Origin of the sequence: Flagellimonas algarum (assembly GCF_040513375.1) — a bacterium.
Lineage (GTDB): Bacteria > Bacteroidota > Bacteroidia > Flavobacteriales > Flavobacteriaceae > Flagellimonas_B > Flagellimonas_B algarum.
In genome coordinates this window covers 1,322,762-1,336,824 of sequence record NZ_JBEVTG010000002.1, presented here as the reverse complement: position 1 = coordinate 1,336,824, position 14,063 = coordinate 1,322,762, and the positions used below count along the sequence as shown (strand labels likewise).

Annotated in this window: 15 protein-coding genes; 7 read left to right on the top strand and 8 right to left on the bottom strand. The window is 46.9% G+C overall.

Translation table 11 applies throughout. The annotated features are described in order from the left end of the window. Window positions 1-8: 8 nt before the first annotated feature. The 3 genes from ABV409_RS13465 to gcvP all read right to left on the bottom strand — a co-directional run bounded on the left by ABV409_RS13465 (window position 9) and on the right by gcvP (window position 4,662). Entirely contained in the window at window positions 9-542 is a 534-nt protein-coding gene (locus ABV409_RS13465) for a class I SAM-dependent methyltransferase (protein ID WP_353878109.1), read from the bottom strand. Between the two features lie 64 nt (window positions 543-606). Beyond that, on the bottom strand, window positions 607-1,665 hold the full coding sequence (locus ABV409_RS13460) for a 3-oxoacyl-ACP synthase III family protein (protein WP_353878108.1): 1,059 nt from the start codon (window positions 1,663-1,665) through the stop codon (window positions 607-609). 156 nt (window positions 1,666-1,821) lie between these two features. After that, the gene (gene gcvP / locus ABV409_RS13455) at window positions 1,822-4,662 is read right to left on the bottom strand and encodes an aminomethyl-transferring glycine dehydrogenase (protein WP_353878107.1); all 2,841 of its coding nucleotides are present in this window, start codon (window positions 4,660-4,662) and stop codon (window positions 1,822-1,824) included. A gap of 122 nt (window positions 4,663-4,784) precedes the next feature. Here gcvP and ABV409_RS13450 point away from each other — a divergent pair, with 122 nt between their 5' ends. Then, window positions 4,785-5,615, top strand: coding sequence for a UbiA prenyltransferase family protein (locus tag ABV409_RS13450; protein WP_353878106.1), 831 nt, complete (start codon window positions 4,785-4,787; stop codon window positions 5,613-5,615). Here ABV409_RS13450 and ABV409_RS13445 read toward each other — a convergent pair. The 5 genes from ABV409_RS13445 to ABV409_RS13425 all read right to left on the bottom strand — a co-directional run bounded on the left by ABV409_RS13445 (window position 5,600) and on the right by ABV409_RS13425 (window position 10,234). Beyond that, window positions 5,600-5,830, bottom strand: a complete 231-nt coding sequence (locus ABV409_RS13445; RefSeq protein ID WP_353878105.1) for a hypothetical protein — start codon at window positions 5,828-5,830, stop codon at window positions 5,600-5,602. The genes ABV409_RS13450 and ABV409_RS13445 overlap by 16 nt on opposite strands. A 1-nt stretch (window position 5,831) precedes the next feature. Beyond that, window positions 5,832-6,386: a sigma-70 family RNA polymerase sigma factor gene (locus ABV409_RS13440; protein ID WP_353878104.1), complete on the bottom strand. Its 555-nt coding sequence runs from the start codon at window positions 6,384-6,386 to the stop codon at window positions 5,832-5,834. 142 nt (window positions 6,387-6,528) lie between these two features. Continuing rightward, window positions 6,529-8,559 (bottom strand): M3 family metallopeptidase, encoded by a 2,031-nt coding sequence (locus tag ABV409_RS13435; RefSeq protein WP_353878103.1) that lies wholly within the window; start codon window positions 8,557-8,559, stop codon window positions 6,529-6,531. A 32-nt stretch (window positions 8,560-8,591) separates the two neighbouring features. Continuing rightward, window positions 8,592-9,083, bottom strand: a complete 492-nt coding sequence (purE, locus tag ABV409_RS13430) for a 5-(carboxyamino)imidazole ribonucleotide mutase (RefSeq protein WP_353878102.1) — start codon at window positions 9,081-9,083, stop codon at window positions 8,592-8,594. Continuing rightward, complete coding sequence (locus tag ABV409_RS13425; RefSeq protein ID WP_353878101.1) at window positions 9,080-10,234, bottom strand: 5-(carboxyamino)imidazole ribonucleotide synthase; 1,155 nt, start codon at window positions 10,232-10,234, stop codon at window positions 9,080-9,082. Before ABV409_RS13425 ends, purE begins: the two co-directional genes overlap by 4 nt. A 112-nt stretch (window positions 10,235-10,346) precedes the next feature. Between ABV409_RS13425 and ABV409_RS13420 the strand changes: the two genes are divergently transcribed. The 6 genes from ABV409_RS13420 to ABV409_RS13395 all read left to right on the top strand — a co-directional run bounded on the left by ABV409_RS13420 (window position 10,347) and on the right by ABV409_RS13395 (window position 14,047). Further along, a complete protein-coding gene (locus ABV409_RS13420) occupies window positions 10,347-11,453 on the top strand; it encodes an adenylate kinase (protein ID WP_353878100.1) in 1,107 nt (368 codons plus the stop codon). A 61-nt stretch (window positions 11,454-11,514) separates the two neighbouring features. Beyond that, entirely contained in the window at window positions 11,515-12,516 is a 1,002-nt protein-coding gene (gene obgE, locus ABV409_RS13415) for a GTPase ObgE (RefSeq protein ID WP_353878099.1), read from the top strand. A gap of 59 nt (window positions 12,517-12,575) precedes the next feature. Continuing rightward, complete coding sequence (locus ABV409_RS13410) at window positions 12,576-13,103, top strand: DUF4136 domain-containing protein (protein ID WP_353878098.1); 528 nt, start codon at window positions 12,576-12,578, stop codon at window positions 13,101-13,103. Between the two features lie 223 nt (window positions 13,104-13,326). Further along, window positions 13,327-13,509 (top strand): hypothetical protein, encoded by a 183-nt coding sequence (locus ABV409_RS13405; protein WP_353878097.1) that lies wholly within the window; start codon window positions 13,327-13,329, stop codon window positions 13,507-13,509. After that, a complete protein-coding gene (locus ABV409_RS13400) occupies window positions 13,506-13,691 on the top strand; it encodes a hypothetical protein (RefSeq protein WP_353878096.1) in 186 nt (61 codons plus the stop codon). The genes ABV409_RS13405 and ABV409_RS13400 overlap by 4 nt, the downstream gene beginning before the upstream one ends. A 14-nt stretch (window positions 13,692-13,705) precedes the next feature. After that, complete coding sequence (locus ABV409_RS13395; protein ID WP_353878095.1) at window positions 13,706-14,047, top strand: hypothetical protein; 342 nt, start codon at window positions 13,706-13,708, stop codon at window positions 14,045-14,047. Window positions 14,048-14,063: the final 16 nt, after the last annotated feature.

Genomic DNA, 14,063 nt, shown 5'->3' with positions numbered 1-14,063 from the left:
CTTTTGCGCTAGGATGGATTATCGATACGTTCGGCGTAAATGAGATAATAGCGGTCGGTAAACCAGCGTAATAGGGGGCGAAGGCCGATTTTCTTGGTCGGGTTGGTCCATTTAACGGAATCTATGATACGCCATCCGGCTTTTTCAAGCAACCAATCGAATTGCCAATCCTCGAACTCGTGATAGTGTCGATCCCAGGGGTCGGTTTTGCTCTTGTAAGCCGAAGCGAACCAAAGTCTCAATGGCACGCTAGCCACCAAGGTATCCGCTTTGATCTCACGTAAAACGTTATAAGGGGCTACCAAATGTTCGAAAATCTCAAAAGCGGTGACGGTCTTGCTAGTCGATTGCCGTACTGCGGTAAAATCAGTGTCCAAATCCTCACCATTGGTATTTTCGACCTGATACCCTGCTGCTTTCATGATGTCGCTGAACGGGTTGGTAACTCCCAAATCAAGGATGGAATCCTTTGGGGAAACATGTTTTTTTAAAAACGCAAGGGTGATACGGTACCGCTTGTGTGGGTATTTACCTTCGTACATCCCTCAAAAATCCAAAATAAAATCGGCAATTTCCCAAAAGCGTAGTAAAAATCGCGAACAGCGCTTAGATCTCGTAGACGATGCAGTTGACGTTCATTCCGGCACCGACGCTGGCGAAAAGGACAATGTCCCCTTTATGCAGTTGGTGATCATTGACAAGTCCGCGTTTGACACGATCAAAAAGAATGGGGACCGTCGCCACCGAATTGTTCCCCATTTCATGGATGATCATGGGCATCACATCTTCTGGGACTTGGAGCCCATACAAACGATAGAACCTTTTGATGATGGCCTCATCCATTTTTTCATTGGCTTGGTGGATGAAGATCTTACGGACTTTTTCAATAGGGATTTCGCTATTGTCCAAGCAGGTTTTCATAGCCTTCGGTACATGGGTACAGGCGAATTCATAGATTTTTCTACCGAACATCTTAATGTATCGGGTATCACTACAGCCGTCCGTATCATACGTTTTGTCAAAAAACAGATAATAGGCTTCCCCGTTGGCATGCGTTTGCGAGGCATGGCCTAAAATGCGACCATTGCCTGGATTCGCCTCGACGATACAGGCCCCTGCGCCATCTGAATAGATCATGCTGTCACGATCATGGGGGTCGATGACCCTTGAAAGGGTTTCACCACCGATGACCAAACATTTTTTTGCCATCCCACTTTTGATGAAGGCGTAAGCTTGGATGACTCCTTCTACCCAGCCTGGGCATCCGAATATCATATCGTAAGCAACGCAGGAAGTATTTTCGATTTTCAGGAGATGCTTGACCCTTGTGGCCAGACTTGGTAGGGTGTCGCCTTGGATCTTGCCATGGGCGACATCACCGAAGTTATGGGCGAAAATGATGTAATCGATATGCTCTTTGTCAATACCGGCATTCGAAATGGCTTGTTTTGCCGCTTCAAAGCCGAGGTCGGACGTATTCAAAGTCGGATTCGCATAGCGTCTTTCGGCAATGCCCGTAATCGCTTCGAATTTTTCGATGATGACACTATTGCTGTGTTCGAATCGAGTGCCATCCCGATCCAAGAATCGGTGGTCAAGAAAATCTTCGTTTTTTGTTATGATTTCGGGCAGAAAACTACCCGTGCCGGTGATGCCGATTTGCATAATGCTTCATTTTCAACAACTTGAAGGTAAACATATCCCCACAGTTATTATGCATGCATAATATTGGTTACGATGTCCAACCTGTGGTTTCCTGCAAATCGCCACAGCATTTCAAAGGTCAAAATATGCTAAACCCCAGTGTTTACTACTGTTTACCTATACTTCGGCATAGGCTTCGATAGGGGTGCAGGTGCAGATCAAATTACGATCCCCAAAGGCTTCATCCGTTCTCCTTACGGTCGGCCAAAACTTGTTTTCGTGTACAAAAGGTAGTGGAAAAGCCGCTTTTTGCCTCGAATAAGGAAAATCCCATTGGTCGCTGGTTACCATGGCCAAGGTATGTGGCGCATTTTTCAAAACATTGTTCGGCTCTTCGGCAACGGCAGCTTCTATTTCCGCTCGAATCGACAGCATGGCATCACAGAAACGATCCAATTCAGCCAAGCCTTCGCTCTCGGTAGGTTCGATCATGATGGTGCCCGCGACGGGAAATGAAACCGTAGGGGCATGAAATCCATAGTCCATCAACCTTTTGGCAATATCGGTTACTTCGATACCGTGTGCTTTGAAAGGTCGACAATCGATGATCATCTCATGGGCGGCACGACCGCCTTCACCCGTATACAGGACCTCATAACTCCCAGTAAGACGTTCTTTGATATAATTCGCGTTCAAAATGGCGATTTTGGTGGCATCGGTAACCCCTTGGCCCCCCAACATTTTGATGTAGCCATAGGATATCAAGCAAGCTAAGGCACTTCCCCAAGGGGCTGCCGAAATTGCGGTTATCGCTTGCTCACCCCCCGTTTCGATAACGGGATTCGTCGGTAAAAACGGCTTTAATTGAGGTGCGACACAGATGGGGCCTACACCTGGTCCGCCCCCACCATGTGGAATGGCGAAGGTCTTATGCAGGTTCAAATGGCAGACATCCGCACCGATGGTTGCGGGGTTGGTCAGCCCTACTTGGGCATTCATGTTGGCCCCATCCATATACACTTGTCCACCATGGTCATGGATCAGCTGGGTGATATACCGTATTGAGGATTCGAATACACCATGTGTCGAAGGGTATGTGACCATTAGGGCGGCAAGATTTTCGGAATGGGCCTTTACCATTTCTTCGAGATCGATGACATCGATGTTTCCTTGTTCGTCGGTTTTGGTAACCACCACCTTCATGCCGGCCATAACCGCCGAAGCTGGATTGGTTCCGTGGGCAGAAGCCGGAATGATGCAAATGTTGCGATGAGCTTCACCGTTGGCCTCATGATAGGCCCGAATGGTCATTAGGCCTGCGTACTCGCCCTGGGCACCCGAATTGGGTTGTAAAGAGGTGGCTGCGAAACCGGTTATCGTATTTAATTGGGCTTCGAGCTCGTTCAGCATTATTTGGTATCCTTCCACTTGGTTTAAAGGAACGAACGGATGGATGTTTCCCCAATTCGGCCAACTCAATGGCAGCATTTCAGAAGCTGCGTTTAGTTTCATCGTACAACTTCCCAATGATATCATGGAATGGTTCAGCGCGAGATCTTTGCGCTCGAGGCGTTTGATATAACGCATCAATTCCGTTTCCGAATGGTAGGCGTTGAACACTTCATGTTCCAGGTATGGGGAATTTCGCTGAAGCGTTAATGGAATGCCGTCGGTCGTTGCCGAAGGGGTATTCGGGGCGTCTACCAATGCGAATAGTTCCAAAAGCGCGTTGAGATCTTCATGACTGGTGGCCTCGTTCAAAGAAATAGTGACCGTTTTACCATCGATGTAGTTGAGGTTGATGCCGCGATCTTCAGCTTTTTCCTTTAGCTCGTCTGTATTGGAGACATCCAGTTTAAGCGTGTCGAAAAACGCGGTATTGCGCTGTCCGAAACCGATTTCAGCAAGTTTATTGCCCAACTTAACGGTCTTCTGATGGACTTGTGATGCGATGTAGTGTAACCCTTTTGGGCCGTGATAGACGGCATACATGCCGGCCATCACCGCCAAAAGTACTTGCGCGGTACAAATATTCGAGGTCGCTTTATCGCGTTTGATGTGCTGTTCACGGGTCTGCAAGGCCATCCGCAATGCAGGGTTGCCGTCGGTGTCCTTGGTCATTCCAATGATCCGGCCGGGAATATTTCTTTTGTAGGCTTCCTTGGTAGCGAAAAATGCCGCATGTGGGCCGCCATAACCGAGCGGTATCCCAAAGCGTTGGGTGGTGCCTACGACGACATCCACTCCCCATTCACCAGGAGGGGTCAAGAGCACCAAGCTCAGGATGTCAGCGGCGACCGCCACTTTGATATCGTTGGTTTTGGCATTTGCCGTAAATTCGGAATAATCGGTTACTTGCCCATGTTTGCCGGGGTACTGCAATAAGGCTCCATAAAAATCCTCCGAAAAATCAAAGGAAGCGGGATCCCCATATTGCAATTGGATACCTAGGGGTTTCGAACGGGTTTCGAGCAAACTCATAGTTTGCGGCAATACGTCATTCGCAACGAAAAATTTACATACACCGGCTTTCTTTTGAACCCTTGTACGGGTATCGAACAACATCGTCATGGCCTCTGCCGCCGCGGTACTCTCATCAAGCAGGGAAGCATTGGCGATCTCCATGCCGGTCAAATCACAAACCATAGTCTGGAAATTCAACAAGGCTTCAAGTCTTCCTTGGGCGATTTCTGCCTGGTAGGGTGTATATGCGGTGTACCAACCCGGATTTTCAAGAATGTTCCTTTTGATTACCGAAGGGGTCAAACTTTCGTAATACCCAAGACCGATGTACGATTTGAAAACCTTGTTCTTTGCGGCCAATGATTGTAACAGCTCCAAAAATCGATGCTCACTGATGGCTTCGGGTAATGCCAAGGACCCTTTTAGACGAATGTCATCCGGAATGGTCTGGTCGATCAGTTCGTCAAGATGGGCAACTCCAACGATTTCGAACATCTTTTGTAAGTCCCCCTCGCCGATGCCAATGTGGCGCAATGCAAAATTCTCCGTATTCATAATGCGAAAATAATTGGGCAAAATTAGGGATAAATTGGGGGAAAACTTCCATTTTTCGGTCGTGGTGGACCAAAGTTTTTAACTAGTATTCAACTTTCTTCAGCAATGGGTAATTTTGTTGAATGCGGGCGATGCGACGTTTTTTTGATTTTTACCTTGATGCCAGTGTGCATGTGGCTTTAGCCGTAGTTGCCCTATATGGTCAAACCTTGCTCACCTTCAACATTACGGCCAACCCCAAGGTGTCGGGTTTCCTTTTTTGTGCCACTATTGTCTGCTATAATTTCATGAAATACGGTGTTGAGGCCGAAAAATACGTTTTGGTTTCCAATACCTACCACCGAATCATACAGGCATTTAGCTTTTTGGCCTTCTTGGGGTGTCTTTACTTTTTTTGGCATTTAGACCTTAGGTTATGGATCTGTATCTTGATTTTGACCTTGGTATCGGCCTTGTATGCCATACCGTTTTTGCCCGGCTTCAAAAACCTTAGGAGTCTTGGAGGTATGAAAGTGTTTTTGGTTGCTTTTGTTTGGGTCGGCCTCACTTTGGTCGTACCGTTCGTAGATGTCCAGCTTCCGATACATGGTGGATTTTATTCGGCTGCCGCAATACGGTTTTTATTGGTGGTCGTTTTGATATTGCCATTCGAAATAAGGGATTTAAGGGTCGATGAGAGCAGCCTTCGGACCCTGCCCCAGCAATTTGGGGTACGACGAACGAAACTGTTGGGATATGGTTTGGTAACCTTAATGGTCTTCATTTTTATCCTAACGGCCCCGTCGGTCAACGAAGCCTTGCATTTTTCGATGTTGTGCGTATTTCTTTTGCTGGGATTGTATTTCAGTTCGGAGCGGAATACGAAATACTACGCCGGGTTTTGGATCGAATCGATTCCCATTGCGTGGTGGTTGTTGGGACTGATAATGCTGCGGTATCAGCTTCCTTTTTGAAGTTCTTGCTTCATCTTTTCCTTTTCGGAGTCAGAGAGCATTTTCATGTTCGCCTGTTCGCACAGGCCGGTCAAGGTAGTGTTCTTTTTGGTGAATGCGGCACAGGTTTTACAATACAGAATGTGGAATTTTAATTTCACGATTTCCCAAAGACTGGCTTCTTCATATTGCGATTTATTGCAGATAATTGCGGCTTCTTCACATGAAATCTTCATTCTAAAACCAATTTTGATTCATACAGCCCATCAAGGCCGTTCGTGCCCGATGGATCATTACCCAAAGGTTTGATGGGTTGATTCCGAGTTCATTGCAGATGTCTTCGGTGCTCATTCCTTGTATAGTCTTCATTTTAAAGACCAAGGATTGTTTTTGGGGTAGCTTTGCGATACATTCTTGGATCGCAAGACCCAATTCTTCATTTTCAATGGTATCATCACCACCCTTGCTGAAGGGGTCAGCAACACGTTCTTCCAACCAATCACCTTCGTCTTCGCTAGCTGAAGTATAATTGATCCGCACCTCGGCCTTACCCTTTTTCGAGTTTATCTTGCGGTAGTGGTCGATGACTTTTCGCTTCAATATAGCGATAAGCCATGTGCGTTCTGCCGCATCGCCCTTGTAGTTTTTAGCGGAGTTCAACCCGGCAAAAAAGGTTTCTTGTACCAAGTCTTTTGCTATTTCCGCATCACTGACTCGAGCTACGGCATAGTTGAACAGGTAGTCGGCATAATTATCGACCCATTTTTCAGGATGTAACTCGTGTGCGGGCATGCTAGTTTTTCGGAGTACCAAATGTAATGGATTTTAGTTAATGCTTCTTGTTAATGAATCAATACAAACGACTTCAAAAAATATCACAAGAAGTTCACGGTCCTATACTTTGACGTAATGTTAACAGTTGGATTTAAGTCGACTACGCCGTTTTGTCAACAAGTCCGGCCCGTTCCAAAAGGGGCTCAATGCTAGGTTCGGCGCCTCGAAATCGAACATAAAGTTCCATGGGGTCTTCGGTACCCCCTTTTGAAAGTACGTGGTTTTTGAACTTGTCGGCCACGGTTCTATTGAATATACCCTCTTGTTTAAAGTACGCAAAGGCATCGGCATCGAGTACTTCGGCCCACTTATAACTATAATAACCTGATGCATAGCCTCCTTGAAAAATGTGGGCAAAAGCGGTACTCATGCATGTTGTAGGGGTGTCAGGATATAAGCCGGTGTCTTTGAACGCCTTGGTTTCAAAGGCCTTGACATCCGTAACGCCAGTGGGATCACCACCATGCCATGCCATATCCAGAAAACCAAAGCTTAACTGCCTAAGGGTGGCCATGCCTTCTTGAAAGGTAGCCGTAGCCTTGATTTTATCGATCAAGTGTCGTGGGATCACTTCTCCGGTCTCGTAATGTTTGGCGAAGAGTTTTAGGGCTTCCGGTTCGTAGCACCAATTCTCAAGGATTTGACTGGGCAACTCCACAAAATCCCAATAGACCGAAGTTCCTGAGAGTCCTGGGTAAACCGTATCCGCCAACATACCGTGTAATCCATGACCGAACTCGTGAAAAAGGGTGGTCACTTCGTTAAAAGTCAACAAGGAGGGTTTACTGGGTGTTGATGGGGTGAAATTGCAGACATTCGAAATATGCGGGCGTACATTTTCACCGTTTTGTTTGTATTGTGGTTTGAAGGAAGTCATCCAGGCACCGCCCCTTTTTCCCTTCCGGGGATGGAAATCGGCATAAAACAAGGCAACATACGTCCCTTGTTTGTTGTAAACTTCGTAAGTCTTTACTTCTTTATGATAGGTTTCGACCTCATTGACTTCCTTGAAATTAAGATCGAACAATCGTTCTGCGACCTCGAATACCCCAGCGATGACGTTTTCAAGCTTGAAATAGGGCTTTAGTTGTTCGTCATCCAAATCGAAACGCTCTTGTTTCAGTTTTTCGGAGTAGAAGGAACCGTCCCATTTTTCAAGGGTCTCGATGCCGTCAGCCTTGTATGCGAAATCTTGAAGTTCCTTGAATTCCTTTTCAGCGGCCGGTTTTGCTTTTTGTAAAAGTTCGTCCAAAAAACCCAATACGGTTTCCGGGCGTTTGGCCATGCGCTCTTCTAAAACGAAATGGGCGTGGTTGTCATACCCTAGTAAATTGGCACGTTCAAAGCGCAAATTGGCAATGGCGATCACGTGCTCTTGATTGTCATGGTCGTTGCCTTTGAAGGCCTTACTGCCAAAGGCCAGGGCCAGTTTTTTACGCAGGCTCCTATTTTTGGCATATTTCATAAAGGGAAGGTAGCTGGGGTAGTCCAACGTGATCAACCAGCCTTTTCTATTTTTCGACTTGGCCAATTGGGCAGCCGCTTCCTTGGCATGTTCAGGAAGACCATCCAAATCCCCCTCCTCGGTCAAGTGCATTTCGAACACATTGGTCTCGGCCAGCACATTCTCACCGAATTTGAGTTTCAATTGCGCTAAGGTGGCGTCAATTTCCCTTAAGCGCTGTTTTTTATCATTCGGCAAATTGGCCCCGTTTCGACTGAAGTTCTTGTAGGTCTTTTCGAGAAGCATACGCTGCTCAGCGCTTAACTCGAGCGTTGATTTTTGGTCATAGACGGCCTTGATCCTTTCGAATAGCTTCTCGTTCAAGATAATATCGTTCTGATAGGCCGACAACCAGGGTGATACCTCTTGGGCGATTTGCTGAATGGTCTCATTGGTTTCGGCCGCATTAAGATTGAAAAAAACACTTGAAATCCGCCCGAGTTGCTGTCCTGCGAAATCGAGTTTGGCAATGGTATTCCCAAAAGTAGGAGTTTCACTTTGTGCTGTAATGGCATCGATTTCGCCCCGTGCCTCTTCGATGGCATGTTCGAAGGCCGGCTTGAAATGGGCATTTTCGATTTTTGAGAACGGTGCTTGATCAAAGGGTTGAAGCAGCGGGTTGTTCATTGGGATGGGAATTTGCTACGAACGGATTCGGATTATTGCTTTTTTTTCATGGCTTCGGCGCCTTTGATGACTTTCTCTTTGAGACCCTCTTTATAAAGCACCATTTTATCGCGGACACATTGATCATTGCTCCCGATGATCTGGGCAGCTAAGATCCCGGCATTTTTGGCCCCGTTTAAGGCTACGGTTGCCACTGGTACCCCACCTGGCATTTGTAAGATAGACAAGACCGAATCCCAACCATCGATGGAATTCGAACTCTTGACCGGCACGCCGATGACCGGCAGCGGGGACAAGGACGCCACCATACCCGGTAAATGGGCTGCGCCGCCCGCACCTGCGATAATGACGCTATAGCCATTGGTGTGGGCATTTTTTCCGAATTCGAATAATTTCTCAGGCGTTCGATGTGCCGAAACGATATCGACATCGACTTCGATATCGAAACCTTTCAGGATATCAACGGCATCTTGCATGACGGGCAGATCACTGGTACTGCCCATGATTACGGCTACTTTGCTCATTTGCTTTTTACGATTATCGTTTCTTTTACTTGTTGGGCCAATTGCCTTGCTTTGGCCATATCGGGATCCACGATGGTCACATGGCCCATTTTTCGAAATGGCCGGGTCTGTTTTTTTCCATAGATATGCGGGGTGACACCTTCCAATTCAAGGATTTGTTCCATATTCTCATAAATCACCGCACCGGTATGGCCTTCAGCTCCGACAAGGTTGACCATTACCCCCGCGACCTTGCTATCCGTGTTGCCCAAAGGTAACCCTAAAATAGCCCTAATGTGTTGTTCGAATTGATTGGTATAACTGGCTTCGATGCTGTAGTGACCACTGTTATGGGGCCGAGGCGCCACTTCGTTGACCAATATGGAGTCATCTTCGGTCTGGAACATCTCAACGGCCAAAAGCCCAACTTGTTTGATGTTCTCTGAAACCTTTAATGCGGTCTCCCTGGCTTTTTTGGCTACTGCTTGATCGATACGCGCCGGGCAAATGACGTATTCCACCTGATTGGCCTCAGGGTGGAATTCCATTTCGACGACCGGGTAGGTCTTGATCGATCCATTGGCGCTGCGCGCCACGATGACGGCCAATTCGTTTTTAAAGGGGATTAGGGTTTCGGCAATGCATTCGACATTCGGCAAAGCATCAAGGTCCTCTGCCTTGCGTACAATTTTCACCCCTTGCCCATCGTACCCGAACTGGGCGCTTTTCCATACGAAAGGCAATTGTACCCCACCGTTGGCCAGGCTGTCTTTGATTTCAGAGGTATAGGCAAACCGCGTAAACGGGGCGGTGGGTATCTGATGATCCGTATAAAATAGTTTTTGGGTCGCTTTGTTCTGTATGATCCTTAAGGCCTTGGTCGGTGGGTAGACGGTCACCCCTTCGTTTTCCAACCGTTCCAAAGCGTCGGTATTGATATTTTCGATTTCTATGGTCACTACATCGCAGTCTTTCCCAAACCGGTATACCGTTTCGAAATCCAAAAGATCGCCCAAGACGAACTCATCACATGCCAATCGGCTAGGGGCTTCCGGAGAGGCGTCCATTACTTTGGTACGGATATCCCACTTCCTGGTCTCGTATAAGAGCATTTTTCCCAATTGCCCTCCACCTACGATTCCTAATTTAAATGATGACGAAAAATACTGCATGACGATGTTGTAATGCTAGCAAAAATACATCGAATTCACCAAAGGATAAAGGCATGCCGGCAAGGGCGCATTCAAAAAATGCTATCTTTGCGCTCCTGTGAAAATGAGACCTTTGATACGTTTACATGACAAATCCTTTAAACCGTTTCTCAGCGAAACGGAGATTTTGGCGGCGGTTCGGCGAATGGCTGATCAAATCGCAGGGGATTATGGCGACGAAACACCCATTTTCGTGGGGGTACTCAATGGCTCTTTCATGTTCGTTTCCGATTTTTTGAAAGCCTATGACCACCCTTGTGAGGTGACTTTCGTTAAGTTGAGCTCTTATCAGGGGTTGACCTCGACCGGTATTGTTGAGACCTTATTGGATGTTTCCGAAGATATCGAGGGCCGTAGCGTCATTATTTTGGAAGATATTATCGATACGGGAAGGACCCTGCAACAGTTGGTCCATCTTTTTTCGAATACCAACGTAAAGGAATTCAAGATCGCTTCCTTGTTCTACAAATCGGAGATTTACAATGGGGAATATTCGATCGATTATGTGGGAATCGAGATTCCCAACAGTTTTATTGTAGGATACGGACTCGATTATAACGAATTGGGTCGAAACCTAAGAGAAGTATACCAACTAAACCAAACAGCGATGATCAATCTGGTACTTTTTGGAAAACCCGGTGCGGGAAAAGGAACCCAAGCGGGATTTTTAAAAGAAAAATACAATCTAAAGCATATTTCGACCGGCGACGTTTTTCGATATAATATGAAGAACGATACCGAACTCGGGAAATTGGCCAAGTCCTACATCGATCGCGGTGACCTTGTTCCCGATGAGGTAACTATCGATATGTTGAAAGACGAGGTGGAAAAGAACCCGGAAGCCGCTGGGTTCATTTTTGATGGGTTTCCGCGTACCGAGGCACAAGCTTTGGCGTTGGATAATTTTTTGGAATCAAAGGATATGAAGGTCGACGCTACGATTGCCCTGGAAGCCGACGACAATGTGCTTGTCGCCCGATTGTTGGAAAGGGGCAAACAAAGTGGTCGTAGTGATGATCAAGATGAGGACAAGATCCGAAACCGTTTCGATGAGTACAACCAAAAGACGGCTCCTTTGAAGGCTTACTATGAGGCCCAAGGGAAATTCCATTCCGTCAACGGAATAGGTGGGATCGACGAGATTACCCAACGACTTAGCACCGTCATCGACGGTTTGTAAAACCGGTTCATCCCGGTTGACCGACAGGGTCATGCGGGATCCATTCTAGAAATCCTAAACAATGACCGAAGGTAATTTCGTAGACTACGTTAAGATACATGTTGCTTCGGGCAACGGTGGCAAGGGGTCTTCCCATTTGCACCGTGAGAAATATGTGGCCAAAGGCGGGCCTGATGGGGGAGATGGGGGCCGGGGTGGCCACATCATCGTCAAAGGCAACAACAACCTTTGGACTTTGGTTACGTTCAAATTCAAGAAGCACTTTAAGGCAGGCCATGGTGAACACGGTAGCAAGAACCGCAGTACTGGGGCCGACGGTAGCGATGTTTTTATCGAAGTGCCACTCGGCACCGTGATCCGCGATACTGAAACGAATGCCGTGCTTTTTGAGATTACCGAGCATGATCAAGAAGAAATCGTCGCCAAAGGCGGCATGGGGGGGCGCGGTAATTGGCATTTCAAATCGCCTACGAATCAGACTCCACGATACGCGCAACCCGGTACCGGGGGCGAAGAACGACAGCTTACCTTAGAGCTCAAGGTTTTGGCCGATGTGGGCTTGGTCGGTTTCCCAAATGCCGGTAAGTCGACCTTGTTATCGGTAATGACCTCGGCGAAACCGAAAATCGCCGATTACGAGTTTACCACCTTGAAACCCAATTTGGGTATCGTCGAACACCGTGACTTTCAAAGTTTCGTGATGGCCGATATTCCCGGAATCATCGAAGGTGCTGCCGAAGGCAAAGGTTTGGGGCACTATTTCTTGCGGCATATCGAACGGAATGCGACCTTACTTTTCTTGATACCGGCCGATAGCAACGATATTTCAAAGGAATATGAGATCTTGCTTGATGAACTGCGCAGATACAATCCGGAGCTGTTGGATAAAAAAAGATTGGTGGCCATCTCCAAATGCGACATGCTCGATGAGGAACTGATCGGTGAAATGGACGCCATGATCAAACCGGATTTCAAAGACGTATCCTATCTTTTTATTTCGTCGGTCGCACATCAAGGCGTACAGGAATTGAAAGACAAGCTTTGGCAGCTGTTGAACGAATAGTTCGGTGAATCGCCCATGGGCCATGGAATTCTTCGTAAATTTATGAGGAACCCCATGTTATGAGAACTTCCGCGATCCTTGTCTTGTTTCTTGTCCTCATCGGACTTTCCTGTGCTTCGGTCAAGGTCAGCTATGATTATGATCGCACCACCGACTTTGACAATTACAGTACGTATAACTACTTTATCGATATGGAAACGGGACTGAGTCAGTTGGATGAGAAACGGCTTTTACACCATCTCGATACGACCCTGGCCGGAAAAGGGTATTTGTTGGCCGAAGAACCTGATTTTTATATCAATATCCTGAGCAGCGAGTTTCGCAATACGGCCAGCAACAATGTCGGTGTCGGTGTTGGCGGAACCGGGCGCAATGTAGGGGGTGGTGTTTCGGTCGGTATCCCCCTTGGCAACTCAGGATGGCAACGTAGACTGCAGTTCGATTTCGTCGATGCCCAAAAAAACGCCTTGTTTTGGCAGGCGATCAGCGAAAGTGGGTATCGCGATAATGCCTCACCCAGTGTGCGTGAAGAAGCCCTTAGAAAGGTGGTATTCAAGGTATTCGCCAAATTCCCTCCCGAAAAATAAACCGCTTTTTCAATTTGGCGCCTTTCCATTACCGTTCGGTAAGCTCCCTTTACCGTTCGTCATAATTTAGTTTCCGTCACCCCATGCTTCCTATACTTTTGTGTTGTACAGAAGTGCTAATACAATCAAAAACAAAATGATAACGCTGGTAAAAATAATCGTAAGCTTGGTTTTGAGCATTTTACTCTAATTAGGAACCGAGTCCATCATCTAAAGTAAAAAAATGAAATTCAGTACCATCATCCAAAGAATAGCGCATATCGAAATTTTGAGTGCCCTGTTATGGGCATCCGTCATCCTCGTAGCGGGCTTTCTTTCGGTAGATCCAGCGATGATCTCCACTTTGATCACCGCAGCGGGATTGCATGTTGTCTTATTGTCCAACCATAAAAAATCAATCAAATGAAAACCATGGAAAACACCAAAAAAGTAGTATTCGCCATTGGCGCACTTTCCGTTTTGACGGGAATCGTCGAATTAGGGATGAAAGGGGCGACCCTTGACAACTTTTTCCCCTTGTACATCGGTCTGACCCTTATCGGATCGGTAGTATTCAATGGATCGAAACCGATCGAGAAAACCGTTTAACGAAAACATATACCATGAAAAGGAAAAACCTGCCCCTTTATACATCGATATGTGCCGGTTTGATCTTGATGCTAACGGCCACCCTGGTGTATCAAGGTAAAGCCGAAGCCCTACAACCGACCTTGTTATTATCGGCAGGCCTTCTCATGCTGGTACACGCGGTTCTGTTGAACCGGACACCGGCCTTTGTCAAGTGTGAAACCCCGGATCAGCACGGAAAAAAGCCGTTAAGTTGGTCGACCATTACCACTAAAAAAGGGTTTCTCAAGCTCATTGGGATTACCTTTGGGACCATTGTGGTCTTTTTCGGTCTTGGGTTTTTGATAGGTCGGCTCCTGTTTCATGTCATCAATTAATCAGATCCTTAATATC

What these genes read in the sequence shown, in the direction of transcription:
- ABV409_RS13465 (WP_353878109.1), bottom strand. Translation starts at nt 542, where the DNA reads ATGTACGAAGGTAAATACCCACACAAGCGGTACCGTATCACCCTTGCG.
- ABV409_RS13460 (WP_353878108.1), bottom strand. Translation starts at nt 1,665, where the DNA reads ATGCAAATCGGCATCACCGGCACGGGTAGTTTTCTGCCCGAAATCATA.
- gcvP (WP_353878107.1), bottom strand. Translation starts at nt 4,662, where the DNA reads ATGAATACGGAGAATTTTGCATTGCGCCACATTGGCATCGGCGAGGGG.
- ABV409_RS13450 (WP_353878106.1), top strand. Translation starts at nt 4,785, where the DNA reads ATGCGGGCGATGCGACGTTTTTTTGATTTTTACCTTGATGCCAGTGTG.
- ABV409_RS13445 (WP_353878105.1), bottom strand. Translation starts at nt 5,830, where the DNA reads ATGAAGATTTCATGTGAAGAAGCCGCAATTATCTGCAATAAATCGCAA.
- ABV409_RS13440 (WP_353878104.1), bottom strand. Translation starts at nt 6,386, where the DNA reads ATGCCCGCACACGAGTTACATCCTGAAAAATGGGTCGATAATTATGCC.
- ABV409_RS13435 (WP_353878103.1), bottom strand. Translation starts at nt 8,559, where the DNA reads ATGAACAACCCGCTGCTTCAACCCTTTGATCAAGCACCGTTCTCAAAA.
- purE (WP_353878102.1), bottom strand. Translation starts at nt 9,083, where the DNA reads ATGAGCAAAGTAGCCGTAATCATGGGCAGTACCAGTGATCTGCCCGTC.
- ABV409_RS13425 (WP_353878101.1), bottom strand. Translation starts at nt 10,234, where the DNA reads ATGCAGTATTTTTCGTCATCATTTAAATTAGGAATCGTAGGTGGAGGG.
- obgE (WP_353878099.1), top strand. Translation starts at nt 11,515, where the DNA reads ATGACCGAAGGTAATTTCGTAGACTACGTTAAGATACATGTTGCTTCG.
- ABV409_RS13410 (WP_353878098.1), top strand. Translation starts at nt 12,576, where the DNA reads ATGAGAACTTCCGCGATCCTTGTCTTGTTTCTTGTCCTCATCGGACTT.
- ABV409_RS13405 (WP_353878097.1), top strand. Translation starts at nt 13,327, where the DNA reads ATGAAATTCAGTACCATCATCCAAAGAATAGCGCATATCGAAATTTTG.
- ABV409_RS13400 (WP_353878096.1), top strand. Translation starts at nt 13,506, where the DNA reads ATGAAAACCATGGAAAACACCAAAAAAGTAGTATTCGCCATTGGCGCA.
- ABV409_RS13395 (WP_353878095.1), top strand. Translation starts at nt 13,706, where the DNA reads ATGAAAAGGAAAAACCTGCCCCTTTATACATCGATATGTGCCGGTTTG.